Genomic DNA, 23,245 nt, shown 5'->3' with positions numbered 1-23,245 from the left:
ACAAAAACAGCTAAGCCGCTGTTTTTTCTGGTCGGAGTGGCAGGATTTGAACCTGCGACCCCATCGTCCCGAACGATGTGCGCTACCAGGCTGCGCTACACTCCGTGACCAGACCGCGGGCTTATAGCCGCCGCGTTTGGTTACTGCAAGCGCCAATGGAGGCGCTTCTGTCGCATTTCTTTCGCTTCGCCGCCACGTCATACAGGTTTCAGTTTCCTGTCGCACAAACACGGCTTAAAGGGCTTCTGGGTAACCGTCGCCTTGCCTCGAAGCACCTGATTCAGCAGCCTGGAGTTTGCAGCCTTGTCGATGAAGATCGTTAGCGATGTCAGACCAAACACTTTTGAGTTTGAAACCTCGGCGCTGATCAAGCCGTCCGGGTTTCGCGAATATGATGCGCGCTGGTGGTTCGGCCATCCCGGCTCGAACGAAACGCCGGAACTCAATCTGATCGGCGTCCAGGCGCTCGGCATGGGGCTCGGCACGCTGATCCGTCGCGTGGGTGCCGGGCCCGACATCGTCACCGGTCACGATTTTCGCTCCTATTCGCTTGCCATAAAGCTGGCGCTGGTTTCCGGGCTGATGGCAGCCGGCGCACGGGTCAAGGATGTCGGGCTGGCCCTGTCGCCGATGGCTTATTTCGCCCAGTTCGCGCTCGACACGCCGTCCGTCGCCATGGTCACTGCCTCGCACAACGAGAATGGCTGGACCGGCGTCAAGATGGGCGCGGCGCGCCCGCTGACTTTTGGTCCGGAGGAGATGAGTGCGTTGAAGGCGATCGTGCTGTCCGGCGATTTCGATCTTGTAGGTGGCGGCTCCTATGACTTCGTTGCGGACTTCCGCAAAACCTACCTTGACGATCTGACAGCGGGAAAGCGTATCTCGAGGAACCTCAAGGTGGTGGCCGCTTGCGGCAACGGCACCGCTGGGGCTTTCGCTCCCGAGGCACTGGAAAGGATCGGCTGCGACGTGATCCCGCTCGACGTCGAGCTCGATCATACGTTTCCCAATTACAATCCCAACCCCGAAGACATGCAGATGCTGCACGCCATTCGCGACAAGGTGCTGGAAACGGGCGCCGATGTCGGGCTCGGTTTCGATGGCGACGGCGACCGCTGCGGCGTGGTCGACAATGAGGGCAACGAGATCTTCGCCGACAAGGTCGGTGTCATGCTGGCGCGCGACATTTCGCACCTCTATCCCGGCTCGACTTTCGTCGTCGACGTCAAGTCGACCGGATTGTTCATGACTGACAAGGCGTTGCGGGAAAATGGCGCGGTCACCGACTATTGGAAAACCGGTCACTCCTATATCAAACGGCGCGTCGCCGAACTCGGCGCCGCCGCCGGTTTCGAGAAATCGGGCCATTTCTTCTTCAATCCGCCGATCGGCCGCGGCTATGACGATGGCCTGGTAACGGCCATCGCCATATGCCAGATGCTGGATCGCAGCCCGCAAAGCAGCATGGCCGATCTCTACCGCGATCTGCCGCTGACCTTCGGCACGCCGACCATGTCGCCACACTGCGCCGACGAGCTCAAATACGGCGTCGTCGAGCGCGTCGTAAGCGATTTTCGCAAGATGAAGAACGACGGCGCGGTCTTCGCCGGCCAGAAGATCGCCGAACTGATCACCGTCAACGGCGTCAGGGTCGTGGCGGAGGATGGTACCTGGGGGCTGGTGCGGGCATCATCGAACAAGCCGGAGCTTGTGGTGGTGGTGGAGAGCCCGGTATCATCCGAGCGGCGCCGGCAGATGTTCGAAGCCGTCGATGCGGTGCTGCGCCGCAGCCCCGAAGTCGGCGCCTACAACCAGACCTTTTGAGCGGGGCTCGTCTTCATGACCGAACGGATCGTCAGTTTTGTGATGAGTGGCGGCGTCGGCTCGCGGCTGTGGCCGCTGTCGCGCGAGGATAATCCCAAGCAGTTCCATGATTTCTCCGGCGACGGCTCGATGCTGGCCAAGACGCTGCGGCGGCTGACCGCACGGCCGGAAGGCGAAACGCCGGTCTTCCTGATTGCCTCGGAAAGGCACGCCGACCGCGTTCATGCCGATATTGCCGGTCTCGAGCTTTCCGGCGGCGGCCCGCTGTTCGAGCCGACCGGCCGCAACACTGCCGCGGCCGTTGCCTTGGCAAGCCTGCGCACCTTGTCGGAATTCGGCGACAGCCTGGTGCTGGTGGTGCCCTCCGACCACGAGATCGCGACGGCGCAGCAATTCTGGCAGAGCGTCGAAGCCGGCACCGCGGCGGCGCGCGACGGCAGGCTGGTGGTTTTCGGCATCAAGCCCGCGCAACCCGAGACCGGCTATGGCTACATCGAGGTGGCCGGCGAGCGGGACGGCATCTGCGACGTCTCGCGTTTCGTCGAAAAACCCGATCTCGCCACGGCGCAGAGCTATCTCGAGGCCGGTAACTTCTATTGGAACACCGGCATCTTCCTGTTTCGCGCCAGCGCCATGCGCGACGCATTCATGGCTTTCCAGCCCGATATCTGGAGCGCCACCGAGGCTGCCTTTCAGGCGGCGACATCAGACCTTTCGGGCCTCTACATGCCTCTGGAGCTCTATGCCGCCATCCCATCGACATCAATCGACTATGCGATCATGGAGCGCGCCAGCGGCATCGCCATGGTGCCGGCGGGCTTTCGCTGGAACGATCTCGGCTCCTGGCAATCGCTGCTCGACGTCGGCCCCTCCGACAGGCAGGGCAATGTCATCGTCGGCGATGTTGTCGCCATCGATTGCGAGAACTCCTATATCCGCAGCGATGGTCGCCTGCTGTCGGCCATTGGCCTGAAGGACGTCGCCATCGTGTCGACTGCCGACGCCACTTTCGTCGCGCCGGTCAGCCACAGCCAAAATGTCAAAAAAATCGTCGAGCAGCTCGAAAAGAGCGGTCGCCTTGAGACCAGGTTCACGCCCGCCGACGATCGCGTCATCGAAAGCGGCGCCTGGCAGCGCCGCGTGCACCATTGGCTGTTCGAGGAGACGGTGCCGTTGTGGTCGACGGTCGGCGTCGATGAGCGCCATGGCGGTTTCCACGAAGCGCTCGGCTTCGATGCCGCCCCGCTGATGAAACCCAAACGCATGCGCACGCAGGCCAGGCAGATCTACGCCTTCGCCGTCGCCAAGGCGCGCGGCTGGAACGGCCCGGCCGATCGGCTGATCAGCCACGGCCTCGAATTCATGGCCAGGCACGGACGTACCGACAATGGCGGCTGGGTACGCACCCTCAACATCGACGGCACCGTCGCCGACGGCGCCGAGGATGCTTACGATCATTCCTGCGTGCTCCTGGCGCTGGCGCATGCCCATATGTGCGGCAATCCCGATGCGTTGCGGCTTGGCGAGGAGACCTTTGCGTTCATCGACGCGCATCTCGAGGACGAACGCCTGACCGGCTTCCGCGAGACCTCGAGCGGCGAGGGCGAGCGCCGCTCCAACCCGCACATGCATCTGCTCGAGGCGTTCCTGGCCTGGCATCAGGCGACCGGCGAGCGCGCTCATCTCCGCCGCGCCGCGCGCATCGTCGATCTGTTCCGCAGCCATTTCTTCGACCCGGAAAGCTGGACCCTTGGCGAGTATTTCGACGATGAATGGCGGCCGGCCCCTGGTGAGAAGGGCACGTGGACCGAACCCGGCCATCATTTCGAATGGGCCTCGCTGCTGGTCGACTTTGCCGGCCGCAGCGGCCAGAGCGGCTTGACCGGCCTCGCCAGGAAGCTCTACGCGTCGGCGATCGCCAATGGCTTGAACCGCGCCACGGGCCTCGCCTACGGCGCCGTCTCGCGGCAAGGACTGCCGCTCGACCGTGTCTCGCGCAGCTGGCCGCAGGCCGAAGCGATCAAGGCGGCGATCGCGCTGGACGGTTCGGGGGGGCCCGACCTGAAGCCGGAAATCGAGGCGCGGGTCGGCCGGCTGTTCCGCTGGCACATCAATCCGGCACCGCTCGGCCTGTGGATCGACCGCATCGACGAGCGTGGCCGCTCGCTGGCAAACGAGGTGCCGGCCAGCATCTTCTATCATCTCGTCTGCGCGCTGACCCAGTATCTCGACGGCACGGCCCGCAAGGATCAGTACGGGCTGGCGACATCCCCGGTCTCGACATAGACCGACTTCAGCTGCGAATAGAGTGCTAGCGCCGCGAGCGAATTCTCGCGGCCGATGCCGGACTGCTTGAAGCCGCCGAAGGGGACTTCGACCGGCGTCAGATTGTAGGCGTTGATCCAGCAGGTGCCGGCCTGCAGTTCGGCGATGACACGATGGGCGCGCGCCAGGTCGCGGGTGAACACGCCGGCGGCGAGGCCGAATTCGGTATCGTTGGCGCGCTCGATCACCTCGTCCTCGCTGTCGAACTTCAGCACGCTCATCACCGGCCCGAAAATCTCCTCGCGCGCTATGCGCATCGTGTCGGTGACACCGGTGAACACCGTCGGCTCGACGAAGAAGCCACCCTGGAAACCCTGCAGCGAAGGCACATTGCCGCCGCAGGCGAGCACCGCGCCATCCTGCTTGCCGGCCTCGATGTAAGAGACCACCTTGTCGTGCTGCGCCTTCGAGACCAGCGGCCCCATCTGCGTGTCCGGATCGAGCGGATCGCCGATGCGGATTTTCTTCGTCCGTTCGGTCAGCCTCTCGACGAAACGGTCATGGATGCCGCTCTGCACGAAGACCCGCGTGCCGTTGGAGCAGATCTGGCCGGTCGAATAGAAATTGCCGAGCATCGCGCCGCCGATGGCATTTTCGAGGTTGGCGTCTTCGAAGACGATCAGCGGCGACTTGCCGCCGAGCTCCATCGTCGCGTGCTTCATCTTCGAGCCGGCGAGCGACAGCACCTTGCGGCCGGTCGGCACCGAGCCGGTCACCGAGACCTTGGCGACGACATCATGTCCGACAAGCCCGGCGCCGACATCGCCGAAACCCTGGACGACATTGAACAGGCCATCGGGCAGCCCGGCCTCGGTATAGATTTCGGCGAGCGCCAGCGCTGAAAGAGGCGTGTTCTCCGACGGCTTGAACACCATCGCATTGCCCATGGCGAGGGCGGGTGCGGATTTCCAGCCGGCGATCTGGATCGGGTAGTTCCAGGCGCCGATGCCGACGCAGACGCCGAGCGCCTCGCGCTTGGTATAGGCAAAGGGCCCGCCGAGATCGACGGCCTCGCCATTAAAGGCGGCAACGGCGCCGCCGAAATATTCCAGGCAGTCGGCCGCCGACGGGGCGTCAGCAACCAGCGTCTCCTGGATAGGCTTGCCGGTATCCAGCGTCTCGATGCGCGCCAGATCGGCATTGCGCGCGCGCAGAATGTCGGCGGCACGGCGCAGGATGCGGCCGCGTTCGACGGGCTTCAGCCGCGCCCAGGCCGGTTGTGCCGCACGCGCCGCCTCGATCGCGAGCTCCAGCACGTTTGGCGTCGCCGAGCGCAGCATGGCGATGGTCTCGCCGGTTGCCGGATAGATAACCGGCAGCGCTGCGCCGCGCTCGTCGTCGATATAGCGGCCATTGACATAATGCGATGCCATTGGCTGGGCGCGCATGACTGTTCTCCAAATCGTCTTGTCGCGGCATGCGGAATATGCGTCCGCCGGATCATGGCCTATCTGTCCGACACCTGCCAGCGCGGATTGATCCATGGTTCCTGGTTGGAAGGTGGCAGCGGCGTGCGCCCGAGAATGTGGTCGGCGGCCTTCTCGCCAGTCATGATCGACGGCGCGTTGAGATTGCCGTTGGTGACGCGCGGGAAGATCGAGGAATCGGCGACCCGCAGCCCTTCGATGCCGATGACGCGGCATTCGGGATCGACGACGCTCATCGCATCATCGGCACGGCCCATCTTGCAGGTGCCGCAAGGATGGTAGGCGCTTTCGGCGTGATCGCGAATGAAGGCGTCGAGTTCGTCATCCGATTGTATATGCGCGCCCGGCGACAGTTCCTTGCCGCGGTACGGATCGAAGGCCGCTTGCCCGAAGATTTCGCGGGTCAGCCGGATGCAGTGGCGGAACTCCTTCCAGTCGTCCGGATGCGACATGTAGTTGAAGCGGATCACCGGCTTCGATTTGGGATCGGGAGAGCGCAGCGTGACCGAACCGCGCGACTTCGACCGCATCGGCCCGACATGCGCCTGGAAACCATGCGCCTTGGCCGCCGCCTTGCCGTCATAGCGGACCGCGGCCGGGATGAAGTGATACTGGATATCGGGATAATCGACGCCAGCGCGCGAGCGCACGAAGGCGGCCGCCTCGAAATGGTTGGTGGCGCCGAGGCCGGATTTGAAGAACAGCCATTGTGCCCCGATCATCGCCTTCGAAAACGGATTCAGCACCGAGTTCAGCGTGATCGGCTTTGTCGATTCCTGCTGGATGTAGAGCTCCATATGATCCTGCAGATTGCGGCCGACACCCGGCCGGTCCGCGATCACCGGAATGCCGTTCTCCCTAAGGTGCTGGCCGGGGCCGATGCCGGACAGCATCAGGATCTTGGGCGAGTTGATCGAGGACGCGGCAACGATCACCTCGCGCCGCGCTCTGACCACCTGAATCCGTTTGCGCGCTTCGATCTCGACGCCGGTGGCGCGTTGATTCTCGATGATCACCCGCCGGGCGAAACCCTTGACCAGGATGACATTTTTCCGCCTCAGCGCCGGCCTCAGATAGGCGCTCGCCGCCGACCAGCGACGGCCGCCGCGGATGGTCTGCTCCATCGGCCCAAAGCCCTCCTGCTTCGCGCCATTATAGTCGTCGGTCAGCTCGAAGCCGGCCTGACGGCCTGCCTCGACGAAGGCGCCATAGAGTGGGTTCGTCCTCGAGCCGCGCTGCACAGTCAGCGGGCCGCCATGGCCGCGCCAGCCGTCCTCGCCGCCTGCGCTGTCCTCCATGCGCTTGAAATAGGGGAGCACGTCGGCAAACCCCCAGCCGGCCGCGCCCTGTTCGGCCCAGTGGTCGAAGTCGCGGGCATGGCCGCGCACATAGACCATGCCGTTGATCGAGGACGAGCCGCCGATCACCTTGCCGCGCGGCGTCGCCAGCACGCGGCCACCGAGGTGCGGCTCGGGCTCGCTGGCAAAGCCCCAGTCGTAGAGGCTCATATTGAGCGGGATCGACAACGCCGACGGCATCTGGATTAGCGGCCCAATATCGCTGCCGCCATATTCGATGACGATGACCGAATGCTTGCCGTCCTCCGACAGCCGGTAGGCCATGGCCGAGCCGGCCGAGCCGGAGCCGATAATGACGAAATCCGCTTCAAGCATGGTTTATGCGCGCCCGTGGTTCATATGCGCAATGAAATCGGCCAGCGAGACGTTGCCGCCGGTTGCCACTACGAGAACGGTCTTGCCGGTCGCGTCGACCTTGCCGCCGAGCACCGCCGCCAGCGAAGCAGCGCCGGATGGTTCGAGCACCAGCTTCAGCCGCTCGAAGGCGATGCGCATGGCGCGCCGCACCGAAGCATCGTCGACGGTGACGCAGCGAACGCCAGCCGCCTTCACCGCTGCGAACGGCGCGTCGCCCGGCCGCCGCGACATCAGCCCGTCGCAGATCGATTTCGGCCCGATCGGCATGGTTTCGATGGCGCCATGCGCCAGCGACGAGCCCATGCCGTCAAAACCTTCGGGCTCGACGCCGATGATCTCCGTGGCGGGCGACAGGTAATGGAAGGCCAGCGAAACGCCGCCGATCAGGCCGCCGCCGCCGACTGAGCAGAACAAGAGATCGGCCTCCGCTTGCCTGGCGGCGAGCTGGTTGAGTGCCTCCAGCCCGGCACCGGCCTGGCCGGCGACGATCTCCGGATCGTCGAACGGGTGCAGCAGCGCCAGGCCTTCGCTCGCAGCGATCTCGCGCGCCTTGGCGGCGGCGACTTCCTCACGCGCGCGATCGCCATGGTCAGTCAGCACCACGCGCGCGCCGTAACCCGATGTGGCGTCGCGCTTGGCGGCCGGAGCGTCGATCGGCATGACGATGGTGACGGGAATGCCAAGCGCCTGGCCTGCCGCCGCCAGCCCTTGCGCGAAATTGCCGGAGGAGTAGGCGACGACGCCGTTTTGCGTTTCGTCAGGCGAGAGCTTCTTCAGCCGCCAGTATGCGCCGCGCACCTTGAACGATCCGGCCCATTGCAGCGATTCGGCCTTGACGAAGACGCGGGCAGCGCCGGTCTCGCGGGCGAGTGCCGCCGATTCCAGCAGCGGCGTGATCTGCGTCGCCTTAGAGGTGACGGCATAGGCCTGCCTGAGATGGTCGAGCGAGGGGACGAGACGGTCTGCCATCATTTGCCTCGCGGAAAGCGCTTCTGCTCTTCGAGCAGGTCGAGGTTCATGTGGTTGCGCATGTAGCGCTCCGATGCCTTCTGCAGCGGCTGGAATTCCCAGGGATAATGGGTGCCGTTGCGCAGCGCCGGGTAGACCACCCAGCGGCGCGCCTGGCTGGCACGCACCGCGGCATCGAACACCGCCATGTCCCAGCGCGCCCGCACCTTGTCGATGAAAGCGGCCACCAAAGCCGCATTGGCCGGATCGGCGGCGAGATTGGTCAATTCCCGCGGATCCGATTCAAGATCAAACAGTTGCGGCGGGTCGATCTCGCAATGGATGAATTTGTAGCGGCCCTCGCGCATCGCCACCATCGGCGCGTTGGAGCCTTCGGCGGCATATTCCATCAGCACCGGCGCGGAGCGTTTCTTTCCGTTCAGCAACGGTAGCAGCGACTGGCCGTCGGTCCACGGGGCAATCGCGCTGATGTCGATGCCGGCCAGGTCGCAAAGCGTCGGCGTCACGTCGAGATTGGAAACCGGCGTCTCGATCAGCCCGGCGTGTACGCCCTTGCCGGCGATCATCAGCGGCACCCGCGCCGAACCTTCGAAAAAGCACATCTTGAACCATAGGCCGCGCTCGCCGAGCATGTCGCCGTGATCCGAGCAGAACAGGATGATCGTATCGTCGAGCATTCGCGTGCGCTCGAGTACCGACAGCAACTCGCCGACCTTGTCGTCGAGATAGGAGATGTTGGCGAAATAGCCGCGCCGCGCGCGGCGTATCTGCTCAGTGGTGATGTCGAAGCTGTCATACTCGCTGGCGCGGTAGAGCCGCTGCGAATGCGGGTCCTGCCTGTCGTAAGGAATGAAGCCGACCTCGGGCTCGAGCGCCGGGCAATCCTGGTAGAGGTCCCAGTAGCGCCGCCGTGCGACGTAAGGATCGTGCGGATGGGTGAAGGAAACCGTCAAGCACCAGGGCCGATGTGCGGCATCGTCGGAGACGCGGGCAAAATCGTAAAGCTTCTGCACCGCGTGGAAGGCGACCTCGTCGTCATATTCCAGCTGGTTGGTGATCTCGGCAGTACCGGCGCCGCTGACGGAGCCGAGATTGTGATACCACCAGTCGATGCGCTCGCCGGGTTTGCGATAGTCGGGTGTCCAGCCGAAATCGGCTGGATAGATGTCGGTGGTCAGCCGCTCCTCGAAACCGTGCAACTGGTCCGGCCCGACGAAATGCATTTTGCCGGAGAGGCAGGTGTGATAACCGGCAGCGCGCAGATGATGGGCAAAGGTCGGGATCGAAGACGCGAATTCGGCGGCGTTGTCATAGACACCGGTGCGTGACGGCAACTGGCCGCTCATGAATGCGGCGCGGCCCGGGGCGCAGAGCGGCGAGGCGGTGTAAGTGTTGCAAAACCGCGCCGAACGCGCGGCGAGCGCCTTCAGATGCGGCGCGTGCAGGAAGTCCGCCGGCCCATCCGGGAACAGCGTTCCGTTGAGCTGATCGACCATCACGATCAGGATGTTGGGTTTGGATGTCACTGCTTCTGCCGTCCGCTGAGCTTCGTTTCGAGATAGTCCTCGACCAGTGCGATTGCGGTCGCGGCATCGGGGACGCCGTCCTTCAGCGCGCGTCTGATATAGAGCCCGTCGATCAGCGCCGCCGTCGCCTCGGCGACCCGGTCGGCCTCGCTCCTCGGCAGGATGCCGGTCAGCCCGCTGAGCAGATTGGAATGCAGCCGTCGCGCATAGACCTTGAGCAGCCGACGAAGTGCTGACGACTTCTGCGCCTCGACATAGAAAGCGAGCCAGGCGGCGATCGTTTCGGGCTGGAACTGGACGTCGGAGAAGTTGACCGCGACCACCGCCGAGACGCGCTGGCGCGCCGTGCCGGCCGCGCGAAGTGCACGGCGCGTATCGGCGGTGAGCTCGCTGAGGATGTGCCGCATGGTCGCCAGCAGCAATTCGTCCTTGGCGCCGAAATAATGGTGGGCAAGCGCCGAGGACACGCCGGCGCGCCCGGCGATTTCCGACATCGTCACATCGAGCGAACCGCGCTCGCCGATCGCCGAGATCGTTGCGTCGATGAGCGCCCTGCGGCGCAACGGTTCCATTCCGAGTTTCGGCATTCTTGCTCCGGCCTGTTGGCACCAAGATTATTTTTTATTGACGCATCAATCAACAAAAATCCGGTCTGATTTGCTGGCAAAAGCCAGGCACTATGACCAGATGTTCAAGATCAAGCGATTGTGCGGTTCTGGCCCCTTCACGAAGCCGGCGGAACGGTTCATGCTTGAACAATGCTGAGGCGCGCCGCAAGTATCGCGTAGCCCGGGTCCACAGGATGGAGATCGCCATGACAGCATGCATCGTCGGTTGGGCGCATTCGCGCTTCGGCAAGCTCGAAGGCGAGACACTGGAGAGCCTGATCACCAAGGTGGCAGTCGAGGCGCTTGATCATGCCGGCATCGGTCCGGATGACGTCGACGAGATCGTGCTCGGCCACTTCAACGCCGGGTTTTCCGCCCAGGATTTCACCGCGAGCCTGGTCCTCCAGGCCGACGACCGGCTGCGCTTCAAGCCGGCGACCCGCGTCGAGAACGCCTGCGCCACCGGCTCGGCGGCAGTCAGGCAAGGCATCCGCGCCATCGACGCCAATGCCGCCCGTATCGTGCTGGTGGTCGGCGCCGAGCAGATGACGACGACATCAGGTCCTGAGATCGGCAAGAACCTGCTCAAGGCCTCGTATCTGCCGGAGGACGGTGACACACCGGCAGGCTTCGCCGGCGTCTTCGGCAAGATCGCCCAAGCCTATTTCCAGCGCTATGGCGACCAGTCGGATGCGCTGGCGATGATCGCCGCCAAGAACCACAAGAACGGCGTCGACAATCCCTATGCGCAGATGCGCAAGGATTTCGGTTACGAGTTCTGCCGGCAGGAAAGCGAAAAAAACCCCTTCGTCGCCGGTCCGCTGAAGCGCACGGACTGCTCGCTGGTCTCAGACGGCGCCGCCGCGCTTGTCCTTGCTGATACGGCCACGGCGCTGAAGATGCGCCGCGCCGTCGCCTTTCGCGCCAATGAGCATGTGCAGGATTTCCTACCGATGTCGAAGCGCGACATTCTCGCCTTCGAGGGCTGTGAGCAGGCCTGGAACCAGGCGCTGAAGCAGGCGGGCGTGACGCTCGGCGACCTTTCCTTCGTCGAGACGCATGACTGCTTCACCATCGCCGAACTGATCGAGTATGAGGCGATGGGCCTGGCCAGGCCGGGCGAGGGCGCCAAGCTGGCCCTGGATGGCGAGACGGCGAAGAATGGAAGGTTGCCGGTCAATCCGTCGGGCGGGCTGAAGGCCAAGGGCCACCCGATTGGTGCCACCGGCGTATCCATGCATGTGCTGAGCGCCATGCAGCTTGTCGGCGAGGCGGGGGGCATCCAGGTGCCGGGAGCAAAACTCGGCGGCATCTTCAACATGGGTGGTGCCGCGGTCGCCAACTACGTTTCCATTCTCGACCGGATCAGATAAACCCGCCCGCATTTGCGGGAGGTGACATGGCAAATCCGGTTCTGGTCGAAGTCTTGCGCGGCGCTCTCGTCGAGAGCGCCCATCGCGGCGCTGTTGCCGTCTTCGACGCCGACGGCAAGCCCGTCTGGGAGATCGGCGACACGGCACAGCCGGTGTTCCCGCGTTCGGCGGTCAAGGCGATCCAGGCGTTGCCGCTGGTCGAGAGCGGCGCTGCCGATGCCTACGGCTTCGGTGATCGGGAGCTGGCGCTGGCCTGCGCCTCGCATTCCGGCGAGCCGCCACATGTCGAGCTGGCGCGCGCCATGCTGGCGAAGGCCGGCCTGGACGAGGCGGCACTCGAATGCGGCGCGCATTGGCCGTCGAGTCATGGAGCGACGCTGGCGCTTGCCCGCGCCGGCAGTGTGCCGAACGCGCTGCACAACAATTGTTCCGGCAAGCACTCAGGCTTCCTATGCACCTGCGTTCACAGCGGCATCGCCCATCGTGGTTACGTCAAGGCTGGCCATGCCTCGCAGGAGATGGTGCGCGAAGCGATGCAGGCGGTGACCGGTGCTGCCCATGACGCCGATCACCGCGGCACCGACGGCTGCTCGATTCCGACCTATGCCGTGCCGCTGCGCAGCTTTGCCCTTGGCTTTGCCCGCATGGCGACAGGTGCCGGCTTCGAGCCGGTGCGCGCCCGGGCGGCGAAGCGGCTGCTCTCCGCCTGCATGGCCGAGCCGTTTTTCGTCGCCGGCACGGGCAGGTCCGATGTCGCGATGATGGAGGCCGCGCCCGGGCGGATTTTCGTCAAGGGAGGCGCCGAAGGTGTTTTTTGCGCCGCCCTTCCGGAGCTCGGGCTTGGCATCGCGCTGAAATGCGACGATGGCGCCGGCCGCGCCGCTGAAGCGATGGTCGCGGCCGTGCTGGCTAAGCTGCTGCACGCCGACAAGATGGTAGCGGCGAAACTGGTCGAACAGGCAAATCCGCCCATCGAAAGCCGGATCGGCGCCAAGGTTGGCGCGCTCCGGCCGACAGCCACCCTCAACTGACGTGGTTGCGCTCGACGGTCAAATGCGCGTAGCCGGCATTGCCTGATGCGGCGAGGTCGCCGGTCACCGGCTCGGCCCAGCGTTGGCCGACGATCGCGCCATTCTGGACCCCGTCGATGACATTGTCGGAGATGATTGCCGTCCCGGCACCTTCGACCACGGTGACGACGATGCCGGTCCTCGCCTTGCGGATGACGTTTCCCGTGGCGACCACGTTGCGCATGAACGGTCCCCAGCCGATCTGCATGCCGTAGAGCGGCGCATTCTCGACGACATTGCCGGAAACTACGGTGTCTGCCTCGACGCTGATGCCGACGCCGAAGCCGGGCGCGTCGGCAGGGTAGGGGCCGCTGGTCGACAGATTGCGGACGATGTTGCCGGAGCAGACGCCCATGCGGCCGCCTTCGTTGAAATTGACGATCGAAATGCCGTTCGCGGCGCCATCGACGATATTGTTGCCGATGATCGCACCTTCGAATGAGAATTCGGAATACACGGCCGTTTCGCCCGAGCGCGAGCAGGTATTGCCGGTGATCTGCACATTACTGGCACTGTTGGCGCGGATCGCCGAAAACGCGCAGTCCGAAACAATATTGCCGGAGATGATGACGTTGCCGGCGCGGAAGGCATTGATGCCATTGCCGTTCTGGCCGGTTCCGCCGCTGCGCGCCTGGATTCGTTCGATGCGGTTGCCGCTGACGATGGTGCCGTCTTCCGCTGCCTGCCAGCGGTGCACGAGGATGCCGCCATTGGCGCAATCGGAGACGCTATTGCCTGATATTTCCAGGCCATCGGCCTCGACCGAATAGATGCCGGCGTCGGCTGCGCCGGATATCTCCGAGCGCTCGATGCGGCCCGAGGCGTGTTCGAGCGCCAGACCGTTCTTGCCGCTGCCGGTCATCTGGCAGTTGTCGACGACCAGATGGACGATGCGGCGCAGATCGAGCAGGCCTTGCGTGTAGTCGCCCATCCAGCGCTTGCTGCCGTCGAACACGAGCCCGCTGAGTTCGATATGCTCGGCCTGTTCTGCCATGATGAGATGGCCATTGCCGCCATAGACGATCCGCGATGCGCCCGGCACCCCGGACAGGCGCACGCGGCCGGGCAGCGACAGGCTGGAAACGATATAGGTCCCCGGCGGCAGGAACACCGCCATGTCGCGGTCGTGCGCATCGCGCAGCAGCTTGGTGAAAGCCTTGCTCTGGTCGTCAAGCGCGCCGGGCCGGACGCCGAGATCGGTCGCGTTGATCGCGCCGCGCATCGCGGCTTTCTCGATGCCGGGCAGGTTTTTCGCCGCTGCCTTGCCGAGCGAAAGCCCCATGACGGCAAATCCGGCGGTCTGCGCAAGCAGCGTTCGTCTGTTCAACATCGGCACAGATTCCTTGCGTTCAACGGTCGCGCCGCAGGATTCGTGCCAGACAGGATCGGCCCCGACGTCGGTTCGCCGGCTACGGCTTGTGGAGTCGTCGCGTCAGGCATAAGTTCGTCGGATGAGCAGGGCCTTCACCCGCGAGGAAGACAGCGAAAACGCCATCGCCGGCATCGGCGAGCGGCCGATCAGCCATCACCGCAATCTGGTGACGGAACGCGGCCTGGCGCTGATCGATGCGGAGGTGGCCGCTCTGCGCGACGAGCTCGGCCGAGCCGAAAAGCGGGCCGACCGCGAGCGCATCGCGCTGGTGTCGCGTGATCTTCGCTATTGGACGGCGCGGCGCGAAAGCGCCGAACTTTCGGTGCCGGAGCCGGGCAGCGACATGGTCCGCTTCGGCATGGGTGTCACGTTGGAAAGCGACGACGGCAAGAAGGTGCACTGGAAGATCGTCGGCGAGGATGAGGCAAATCCCGCCAAGGGGACAATTTCCCATGTGTCGCCGATGGCGATGGCGCTGTTCGGCAAGAAGGTCGGCGAAGTTGCCGTGGTCAATGGCAAGGAGTGGGAGATCGTCAAGCTCTCCGACAGTTAGTCTTCGAGCTTGACGACATGATCGCGGAAGAACGCCGCGGCACCAGCCTTGTCGATTTCGCCGGCGGCGACCATCATGACCAGTTGAATAATGTCCGCCTGCTCGGCTTCGATGCTCAAGCCATTGACATAAAGGAACAGATCGGCCGCCGCGAAAGCAGTACGCTTGTTTCCGTCGACGAATGGATGGTTTTTGGCGATACCGAAAAAAAGATAAGCGGACGCCAGCTCACAGAGATCGGGCTCGCCATAGATTTCCCTCTGCTGCGGCCTGTAGAGCGCCGACTCCAGCATTCCCTCGTCGCGGATGCCCGCTGCGCCGCCGTGGAGGCGCAGCTGCTCGGCGTGAAGCGCCTCCATGAATTCCCGCGAATGATGCTCGGTCATTTTGCGAGCGCGCGGTAGGCAACCTCATACTTCTTCATCCGCTCACGCGCGATCTTCATCTTGCGCTCGAATTCTTCAGCAGTGTCCTCGGTGCGGCGCAGACGAAGCTCATCGCCTTCCTGAACGATGACGATGCTGTCGCCCGCCTTCAGGTTCATGCGGACGAGAATTTCCCTCGGCAGGATCACGCCTTCGGAATTGCCGATTTTGCGAATGGTGGTGTTCATGGTGAGACATCCTGTTGCAACGCTGATTATAACTCTGCGTGTTTCTCGTTACAACAGACGTTAGAACAAGGCATCAGCCAACCTGCAGCAGGCGGTCCATCAGCCGGTCCGCCGCTTCCGGGATGACTGTGCCGGGCGGGAAAATTTCAGTGGCGCCTGCCTGCCGGACTGCGTCGTAATCCTGTGATGGAATGACGCCGCCGGCGACGATCAGCATGTCGTCGCGGCCGAGCTTCTTCAGCGCAAGTTTGAGTTCGGGAATAAGCGTCAAATGGCCCGCAGCCAGCGACGAGGCGCCGACGATGTGCACGTCATGCTCGACGGCCAGCCTGGCGATCTCTTCCGGCGTCTGGAACATCGGCCCGACGGTGACGTCGAAGCCTAGGTCGGCAAAGGCGGTGGCGATCACTTTCTGGCCGCGATCATGGCCGTCTTGGCCCATCTTGGCGACCAGAATGCGCGGCCTGCCGCCCGACTTCTCCTCGAACGCCACGATCTTGTCCTGCAGCCGGTCGACCACTGGACTGTGACCAAGCGCGTTGCGATAGACGCCGGAGATCGTCTGCACCGAGGCGACATGACGGCCGAAGACTTTTTCCAGCGCCAGCGAAATCTCGCCGACCGTGGCATTGGCGCGCGCCGCCCGGATGGCGAATTCCAGCAGGTTTCCGTTACTCCCGGCAGCACGGGTCAGCGCATTGAGCGCGCTCTCGACGGCAGGGACGTCACGCGTGCCTTTCAGCCGCTGCAGCTTCGACAATTGCCGTGCCCTGACCTCGGCATTGTCGATCCTCAGCACGTCGACTTCGATGTCCGTCCCGGGCTGGTGAGCATTGACGCCGACCACGATCTGTTCGCCGGAATCGATGCGCGCCTGGGTGCGCGCGGCAGCCTCTTCGATGCGCAGCTTCGGTAGGCCCTTTTCGATCGCCGCGGCCATGCCGCCGAGGCTCTCGACCTCCTCGATATGCGCAAGCGCACGCGCCGCCAGGTCATGCGTCAACCGTTCGACATAGGCGGAGCCGCCCCACGGGTCGATAATGCGCGTCGTGCCGGACTCCTTCTGCAGGATGAGCTGTGTGTTGCGGGCGATGCGGGCCGAATGGTCGGTCGGCAGCGCCATTGCCTCGTCGAAGGAATTGGTGTGCAGCGACTGCGTATGCCCTTGAGTCGCGGCCATCGCCTCGATCATGGTGCGGATGATGTTGTTGTAGGGGTCCTGCGCCGTCAGCGACCAGCCCGAAGTCTGGCAATGGGTGCGCAGCGACAGCGAACGCTCGTCCTTCGGCGAAAAATTCTTCAGCATCAGGCTGGCCCACAAAAGGCGCGCTGCTCTCAGCTTCGCGACTTCCATGAAGAAATTCATGCCGATGGCCCAGAAGAAGGAAAGGCGCGGAGCGAAACGGTCGATGTCGAGGCCGGCCGCGACGCCGGCGCGGGAATATTCGATACCGTCGGCAATCGTGTAGGCGAGCTCGAGGTCTGCCGTCGCTCCCGCCTCCTGCATGTGGTAGCCGGAGATCGAGATCGAATTGAACTTCGGCATGTGTTTCGACGTGTAGGAAAAAATGTCCGACACGATCCGCATCGAAGGTTTTGGCGGATAGATATAGGTGTTGCGCACCATGAACTCTTTCAGGATGTCGTTCTGAATGGTCCCGGCGAGGTCCTTCTGCGCGACGCCCTGTTCCTCCGCCGCCACGATATAGAGCGCCATGATCGGCAGCACCGCGCCGTTCATCGTCATCGATACCGTCATCTCGTTGAGCGGGATGCCGTCGAACAACTGGCGCATGTCGAGAATGGAATCGATGGCGACGCCGGCCATGCCGACATCGCCGGCGACGCGCGGATGGTCGCTGTCGTAGCCGCGATGCGTGGCGAGATCGAAGGCGACCGAGAGGCCTTTCTGGCCGGCGGCAAGGTTGCGCCGGTAGAAGGCGTTGGATTCCTCTGCCGTCGAGAAGCCGGCATACTGCCGGATCGTCCAGGGTTGCTGGACATACATCGTCGGATAGGGGCCGCGCACGAAGGGCGGCAGGCCCGGATAGGTATCGAGATGAGGTAAGCCCTTAAGATCGCCCTGGTTGTAGAGATGCTTGATGGCGATGCCTTCCGGCGTCATCCGCTGACCTTTGACCTCGACAGGCGCCCGCCGTGGCGGCGACCAGGCGATCTGGCTGAAATCCGGGATCATGGTACCGCTCCGATCGACTGATCGATGCGGATCGGAAACAGCGGCTCGCACACCGCAACGCCTTCGTCGAAGGCAGGCCGCCGCGCCGCCGCCAGCGTCTCGACCGGACGCTCGGTCTTCGACGGGTGCAGCGTCGTGCCGACGATCGCCCGTTCGCCCGCCTGGTAGGCTGTGTTGCGGCGGGCGGAAGCTGCCTGGACGCGCCTCTGGATGTGGCCTTGCTCAAGACTGGTCAGCACGCCGCCTTCCGCCTCGATCTGCTGGAACTCCTGCCAGGCCGCCGCGCAGAGCTCCGAACTCAGCGCTTCGACGGCGCCCGAACCGCAAACCGGATCGGCGACGTGGTCGATGTGGCTTTCATTGGCCATGATCAGTTGCGCGTTGCGGGCAACGCGGCGGGCAAAACCCGCGGGCAGGCCGTGCGCGATCGTGTGCGGCAGGATGGCGATCGAATCCGCGCCGCCGGCGGCAGCCGCGAAAGCGGCGATGGTGGTGCGCAGGATGTTGCTTTCCGGGTCGGCCGCCGTCATCATCCGGAAGGAGGTTTCGGCATGGATGCTGGCGGTGGAGGGCGGTATCGAGCAGGCCTCCTGGACACGCGCCCACAGCCTGCGCAATGCCCTGACCTTGGCCGTCGAAACGAACTGGTCCTGGTCGACGCTCAGCGCAAAACCGATATGCGGCGCCGCGTAGACGAGCGGCTGGCGCGCCTTCTCGAACAGCCTCAGATAGGAGACGGCCGAGGCGAGCATGGTGCCAAGCTCCTGCGCCTCGGTGGCGCCGGCATTGTGGAATACCCGCCCGTCGGCCTCCAGCAGCACGCCGGGCACACCCATCGAAAAGAAATGCGCCAGCGATTGCGGCATCGAAGCCTGTAAAGCGTCGATCGACATGCGCAGCCTGCCGGTCCCGGCAAAAATCGCAGCCGGATCGATGCCGAAGGAGAGGTTGAGCTTTGCCGGGTCGGAGCGGCGCTTGGTCAAAAAAGCCACCAGCCAGTCGGCCACGGCGCGGCTCCAGGGATGGGCGTCGATGCGGATCTGGATGCGGTTGAGCGGCACGCCGTCGAGCACGCCCTCCAGTGCCTCCGCTGTCCTCGGCAAGCCATAGCCGAAGGCGTTCGGCGCACCCTCGAAGACAAGCGACAGTCCGGTGGCACCCTGCGCGACGTCTTCCAGCGCCTGCGCACTGGCGCGGCCTATGTCCGGATCGTCGATACGCTGGCTGACGATCCACGGTGATCCCGGGTTGGCGCGCACGACAGGCTCGGCGGTTACCGAACGCTCGTAGAGCGGCTCGATGCGGATGGCGTCGTCCGTATGCGAGACGAGCTTTTCCTCGAAAGACCCGCCGGCCAGCGCCTTCTCCGCCAGCGCCAGCCATCGTTGCCGGTCGGCGTTCGGAAGTTCGGCATCCTGGGTCAAGGCACCGGCGCCCATCCGTTCTCCTCATTCTAGCGGCCGCAGCGGCCAGCTACGTCAGTCTACGTTCCCCGGTCGCATATCACAATGCAGCGTACACGCCGTGCAACACGTCTTGCGTGACTGCGACCGTCAATCGATTGCCAAACATGGGCAGGTTCCGCAAGCTCCAAAAGCCATTTTCGACGACGCCCATTGTCGCTGCGCAATGGCCTCACTATACCTGCGGCGGGGCTCCCTTTTCTTCAAGGGATCAGGCATTCAACCCTATAGGTTTGCGGAGACCGGGCACATGGCCGATGACACCAGTATCTTCATAGGAGCCAGCCGCAAGCCGGACGACAGCTATCAGCGGCCCGAACAGCTTTTGCTGCAATATGGCAATCGTCACGGCCTGGTCACCGGCGCGACCGGCACCGGCAAGACGGTGACCCTGCAGATATTGGCCGAGGGTTTCTCCAATGCCGGCGTGCCGGTATTCTGCGCCGACATCAAGGGCGACCTGTCGGGTATCGCCATGATGGGCACAGCGCAGGATTTCCTGGTCAAGCGGGCCGAGCAGGTCAAGCTCGATCCCTATGAATTCCAGGAATTCCCGGTCATCTTCTGGGATCTGTTCGGCGAGCAGGGCCACCCGATCCGGGCCACCATCTCGGAGATGGGCCCACTGCTTCTGTCGCGGCTGATGAACCTTTCCGAGGCACAGGAAGGCATCATGAACATCGCCTTCCGCATCGCCGACGAGGAAGGCCTTCTGCTGCTCGACTTGAAGGACCTGCGGTCACTGCTTGCCAACATCGCCGACCGCGCCGAAGAGATCGGCGCCCGCTACGGCAATGTGACGACACCTTCGGTCGGCGCCATCCAGCGCACGCTGCTGGTCCTGGAGCAGCAGGGCGCGGCCAATTTCTTCGGCGAGCCGGCATTGCGGATCGCCGATATCATGCGCACCACGCGCGATGGACGCGGCGCCATCAGCGTGCTCGCCGCCGACAAGCTGATGATGAATCCGCGGCTCTATGCGACGTTCCTTCTGTGGCTGATGTCGGAACTGTTCGAGGAACTGCCCGAGGTCGGCGACCCGGACAAGCCGAGGCTGGTCTTCTTCTTCGACGAGGCGCATCTTCTGTTCGACGACGCCCCGAAGGTGCTGGTCGACCGCGTCGAGCAGGTGGTCCGGCTGATCCGTTCGAAGGGCGTCGGCGTTTATTTTGTCACGCAAAATCCGCTGGATATCCCTGAAACCGTGCTGGCCCAGTTGGGCAACCGCGTGCAGCACGCACTTCGTGCCTATACGCCGCGCGAACAGAAGGCCGTCAAGACGGCGGCCGAGACGTTCAGGCCCAATCCCGATTTCGACTGCGCAACCGTGATCACGCAGCTCGGCATCGGCGAGGCGCTTGTCTCGACGCTGGAAGCCAAGGGCGTGCCGTCCATGGTGCAGCGGACGCTGATCCGCCCGCCATCGTCGCGCCTTGGCCCAATCACGCCCGAAGAGCGCCGCAAGCTGATCACTGAAAGCCCGGTTGCGGGACAATACGACCAGACCGTCGATCGCGAATCGGCCTTCGAGATCCTGCAGAAAAAGGCTAAGGACGCCCAGGAGGCACAGGCGCAGCAACAGGACGCAGGCCGTTCGCGCTGGACCATTCCCGGCTTCGGCAACGACGATCCCCAGCCGACCGGCGGCCGCCGCGCGCCGCGGCCCTCCAACCGCCAGACGGTGGCGGAGGCTGCGATCAAATCCGTGGTGCGCTCGGTCGGCTCGTCGGTCGGACGAGCGATCGTCCGCGGCATTCTGGGCAGCCTGTCCAGGGGGCGGTGAGGGACGGTGCGAATATCAGCTTCGCGCCATGAACTGCCGTGGCGATGCGTAATAGTGAACGATCGAAATGGGTCGGAAGCGGTCGGTCCCGTGTTCGTTGGACATTGGCAACAAGCTGCCGCTCCCTTGCCGACACCCTTCATGCGTGAGACACGATAAGTCGTGGCGAGGGATCATTTACATGACTTCATCGCCGTGAACGGGGCGAGCGGGCTTGCATAGTCCACCCAAACTCTACTACCGGTATTTCGGGCAATACGACTGGGGGAAGTATGAAGCCTTACACACGGTCGATTATCGAACTATTCGATGGCAAGAAGCGATTTCTGATCCCGCTTTATCAGCGTCAGTATGCCTGGAAAGCCACTCCTCAGCTTGATCTGCTGTGGGAGGATATCGAGCGCGCGGTCTCCAGGCTTATGGAGGACCGCTCTACCCTCACTCCCCATTTCATGGGTGCCATCGTCATCGCTCAGATAAAGACCTTTGGGAAACAGGTTCAGGCCTTCGAGATTATCGACGGACAACAGCGGTTGACCACTTTCCAGCTGCTCCTCGCGGCACTTCGAGACGTCGCTAAGTCCCATGGCTCCAGATACGAGTCCGAGGTCCAGAAGTACCTCCTGAACGACGGCGTGATGGAGAGCCCCGACGTTGAGCGGTTCAAGCTCTGGCCGTCGATCACGGACAGGAGGTCGTTCGTCTCTATTGTCGACCCCGCGACCGACCTGGACGCAATCGCTCCGCGGCCGAATGACGAAGACGGTGTGGTCAGGCGATCCGTAGCCGCTCACGCGTACTTCAAAGATCGCATCGAACAGCAAGTAACCGACGACGGCGAATTCGAGGAGCACCGCCTAGAAATCCTGTTCGAGGCATTGAAGGAGGGATTGGCCGCCGTATCGATCGAACTGGAAAGCGGAGACGATCCCCAGACAATCTTCGAGACGCTCAACAGCCGGGGTGTAGACCTCACCCCGGGCGACTTGATGCGCAACTTCATTTTCCAGCGGGCAAAGGGTCTCGGCCAAACCGACCATTCCCTGGTAGTAGACAAGCTCTACGAGAAGCACTGGCTTCCGCTCGACCGCGCTTTCTGGAGCCAACCTGCATCCCGAGGCCGACAGACCCGCACCCGCCTTGACTGGATGCTTACTGACCACTTGGCAATGCATATCGGCGACCTGGTGTCGGTCGAGGGGCTCTTCGAGAGCTATCGCCGATGGATTCTCACCGATCGCCCGTTCCCGAACGTCACGGCGGAACTGGAGTCCATCTCGGCTACCGCCGCTATCGAAAAGCGTCTTTTCGATCAGGGCGTGAACGACCCGATCGGCAATTTTGGGCGCTTCGCCGACGCGTTTGACGTGTCGACTGTCATGCCATTGGTCATCTTTCTTGCCACCGAGCCGAGCGTGGCACCCGAGATCGACCGGGCCCTAGAGGTTCTCGAAAGCTATATCCTCCGCCGCGACATCTGCGGCCTGACGAACAAGAACTACAACAGACTCTTCGTTGGCCTGATCGATCGTCTCCGCGAGGCCGACGGCGACAAGATTGATGAGATGGTGACATACCTTTCCAGTCGTCGATCGGACATCGATCGGTGGCCGACAGACGAGGAGTGGCGAAACGCATGGCTCGGCCGCGACCAATATAAGGGGGCTCGACAGTCCCGATTGAGATACCTCTTCGAAGCGATCGAGATGGCCAAGCGGTCGGCATTGAACGAAGACATTGAGATCAAGTCTGCGCTGACGATCGAGCACATCATGCCCCAACGCTGGCGGGAAACTTGGGCAATCCCGGGGTTCGATCAACTAAATGATGACGATACCGACATAGACTATCTGACCCGGCAGGCGGAACGCGATTCGGTCATCGATAGGCTCGGCAACTTAACGTTGCTCACGGGCGCGCTGAATTCGGCGGTGTCGAACGGCCCCTACTCGGTGAAGATGCCTGCGTTACGATCCCACTCCAGCCTCGCGCTGAATCGCGATCTTAACCAGTTCGACAGCTGGGATGAGGAATCCATCACTGCGCGCGGGCTATCTCTTTTCGAGAACGCCAGCCGCATCTGGATGGCTCCTGCACTGCAGGTCGATCGAGAAAACGAGAGAACCTCCGGCGCACCGGGCCTTCCGGTGGACGGTACGGCTTGCCGGTTCACCTATGTCGGCCGCCGATATGAGGGTCGGATCGAGAACGGCGTACTTGTCGTCGATGGCGTCGATCGGCAGTTCGGATCGCTTTCCGCAGCATCCCGATTTATCACGCGGACGCATCGCAACGGCTGGAATGACTGGCACTTTCAAGACGATCAGGGCCTGTGGCTCCAGGCGGATGATTGGCGGCGTCAGTTGGCGGCGGAATAAAGTAGTCAGTGTTCGTGCTGGTTACCCGGACGACTAAGAGGGAGAAGCC

General features: G+C 63.5%; 17 protein-coding genes and 1 tRNA gene. 7 read left to right on the top strand and 11 right to left on the bottom strand.

Features of this window, described 5'->3' with window-relative positions; translation table 11 throughout:
• Window positions 1–28: 28 nt before the first annotated feature.
• Window positions 29–105: transfer RNA gene (locus NKH17_RS19850), tRNA-Pro, on the bottom strand.
• 204 nt (window positions 106–309) lie between these two features.
• Between NKH17_RS19850 and NKH17_RS19845 the strand changes: the two genes are divergently transcribed.
• On the top strand, window positions 310–1,824 hold the full coding sequence (locus NKH17_RS19845) for a phosphomannomutase/phosphoglucomutase (protein ID WP_502910616.1): 1,515 nt from the start codon (window positions 310–312) through the stop codon (window positions 1,822–1,824).
• Between the two features lie 15 nt (window positions 1,825–1,839).
• On the top strand, window positions 1,840–4,110 hold the full coding sequence (locus NKH17_RS19840; RefSeq protein WP_352900098.1) for an AGE family epimerase/isomerase: 2,271 nt from the start codon (window positions 1,840–1,842) through the stop codon (window positions 4,108–4,110).
• On the opposite strand, the gene betB is transcribed toward NKH17_RS19840, so the two are convergent.
• From betB to betI, 5 genes are read right to left on the bottom strand one after another with little or no spacing between them, the layout of a single operon-like run.
• A complete protein-coding gene (betB, locus tag NKH17_RS19835; RefSeq protein WP_352900100.1) occupies window positions 4,074–5,537 on the bottom strand; it encodes a betaine-aldehyde dehydrogenase in 1,464 nt (487 codons plus the stop codon). The genes NKH17_RS19840 and betB overlap by 37 nt on opposite strands.
• A 59-nt stretch (window positions 5,538–5,596) precedes the next feature.
• On the bottom strand, window positions 5,597–7,249 hold the full coding sequence (gene betA / locus NKH17_RS19830; RefSeq protein ID WP_352479498.1) for a choline dehydrogenase: 1,653 nt from the start codon (window positions 7,247–7,249) through the stop codon (window positions 5,597–5,599).
• A 3-nt stretch (window positions 7,250–7,252) separates the two neighbouring features.
• A complete protein-coding gene (locus NKH17_RS19825; protein ID WP_502910614.1) occupies window positions 7,253–8,260 on the bottom strand; it encodes a threonine/serine dehydratase family protein in 1,008 nt (335 codons plus the stop codon).
• Entirely contained in the window at window positions 8,260–9,786 is a 1,527-nt protein-coding gene (gene betC / locus NKH17_RS19820) for a choline-sulfatase (RefSeq protein WP_352900106.1), read from the bottom strand. Before betC ends, NKH17_RS19825 begins: the two co-directional genes overlap by 1 nt.
• Complete coding sequence (gene betI / locus NKH17_RS19815; protein WP_352479501.1) at window positions 9,783–10,373, bottom strand: choline-binding transcriptional repressor BetI; 591 nt, start codon at window positions 10,371–10,373, stop codon at window positions 9,783–9,785. The genes betC and betI overlap by 4 nt, the downstream gene beginning before the upstream one ends.
• Before the next feature lie 227 nt (window positions 10,374–10,600).
• Here betI and NKH17_RS19810 point away from each other — a divergent pair, with 227 nt between their 5' ends.
• The gene (locus NKH17_RS19810) at window positions 10,601–11,767 is read left to right on the top strand and encodes an acetyl-CoA acetyltransferase (protein WP_352900108.1); all 1,167 of its coding nucleotides are present in this window, start codon (window positions 10,601–10,603) and stop codon (window positions 11,765–11,767) included.
• 26 nt (window positions 11,768–11,793) lie between these two features.
• Window positions 11,794–12,798 carry an asparaginase gene (locus NKH17_RS19805; RefSeq protein WP_352900111.1) on the top strand — a complete coding sequence of 335 codons (1,005 nt, stop codon included), beginning with the start codon at window positions 11,794–11,796 and terminating at the stop codon, window positions 12,796–12,798.
• On the opposite strand, the gene NKH17_RS19800 is transcribed toward NKH17_RS19805, so the two are convergent.
• Complete coding sequence (locus tag NKH17_RS19800) at window positions 12,791–14,167, bottom strand: TIGR03808 family TAT-translocated repetitive protein (RefSeq protein ID WP_352802315.1); 1,377 nt, start codon at window positions 14,165–14,167, stop codon at window positions 12,791–12,793. The two genes, NKH17_RS19805 and NKH17_RS19800, sit on opposite strands and share 8 nt — an antisense overlap.
• 121 nt (window positions 14,168–14,288) lie before the next feature.
• Here NKH17_RS19800 and NKH17_RS19795 point away from each other — a divergent pair, with 121 nt between their 5' ends.
• Window positions 14,289–14,762 carry a GreA/GreB family elongation factor gene (locus tag NKH17_RS19795; protein ID WP_254819923.1) on the top strand — a complete coding sequence of 158 codons (474 nt, stop codon included), beginning with the start codon at window positions 14,289–14,291 and terminating at the stop codon, window positions 14,760–14,762.
• Here the strand turns inward: NKH17_RS19795 and NKH17_RS19790 are convergent.
• The 4 genes from NKH17_RS19790 to NKH17_RS19775 all read right to left on the bottom strand — a co-directional run bounded on the left by NKH17_RS19790 (window position 14,759) and on the right by NKH17_RS19775 (window position 19,011).
• Window positions 14,759–15,148, bottom strand: a complete 390-nt coding sequence (locus NKH17_RS19790) for a type II toxin-antitoxin system death-on-curing family toxin (protein ID WP_352972069.1) — start codon at window positions 15,146–15,148, stop codon at window positions 14,759–14,761. The two genes, NKH17_RS19795 and NKH17_RS19790, sit on opposite strands and share 4 nt — an antisense overlap.
• Window positions 15,145–15,375 carry an AbrB/MazE/SpoVT family DNA-binding domain-containing protein gene (locus NKH17_RS19785; protein WP_352479506.1) on the bottom strand — a complete coding sequence of 77 codons (231 nt, stop codon included), beginning with the start codon at window positions 15,373–15,375 and terminating at the stop codon, window positions 15,145–15,147. The genes NKH17_RS19790 and NKH17_RS19785 overlap by 4 nt, the downstream gene beginning before the upstream one ends.
• Before the next feature lie 73 nt (window positions 15,376–15,448).
• Complete coding sequence (gene scpA / locus NKH17_RS19780) at window positions 15,449–17,572, bottom strand: methylmalonyl-CoA mutase (protein WP_352900115.1); 2,124 nt, start codon at window positions 17,570–17,572, stop codon at window positions 15,449–15,451.
• Window positions 17,569–19,011 carry a methylmalonyl-CoA mutase subunit beta gene (locus NKH17_RS19775; protein ID WP_352900118.1) on the bottom strand — a complete coding sequence of 481 codons (1,443 nt, stop codon included), beginning with the start codon at window positions 19,009–19,011 and terminating at the stop codon, window positions 17,569–17,571. The genes scpA and NKH17_RS19775 overlap by 4 nt, the downstream gene beginning before the upstream one ends.
• A 274-nt stretch (window positions 19,012–19,285) precedes the next feature.
• Between NKH17_RS19775 and NKH17_RS19770 the strand changes: the two genes are divergently transcribed.
• Window positions 19,286–20,818, top strand: a complete 1,533-nt coding sequence (locus tag NKH17_RS19770; protein WP_352900121.1) for a helicase HerA-like C-terminal domain-containing protein — start codon at window positions 19,286–19,288, stop codon at window positions 20,816–20,818.
• A 272-nt stretch (window positions 20,819–21,090) separates the two neighbouring features.
• Entirely contained in the window at window positions 21,091–23,196 is a 2,106-nt protein-coding gene (locus NKH17_RS19765) for a GmrSD restriction endonuclease domain-containing protein (protein WP_352900124.1), read from the top strand.
• The last annotated feature ends 49 nt before the right edge of the window (window positions 23,197–23,245 follow it).

The organism is Mesorhizobium sp. M1334 (assembly GCF_040317995.1).
Lineage (GTDB): Bacteria > Pseudomonadota > Alphaproteobacteria > Rhizobiales > Rhizobiaceae > Mesorhizobium.
The sequence above is the reverse complement of the archived record's forward strand: the minus strand, read 5'-3'. Positions and strand labels throughout refer to the sequence as shown.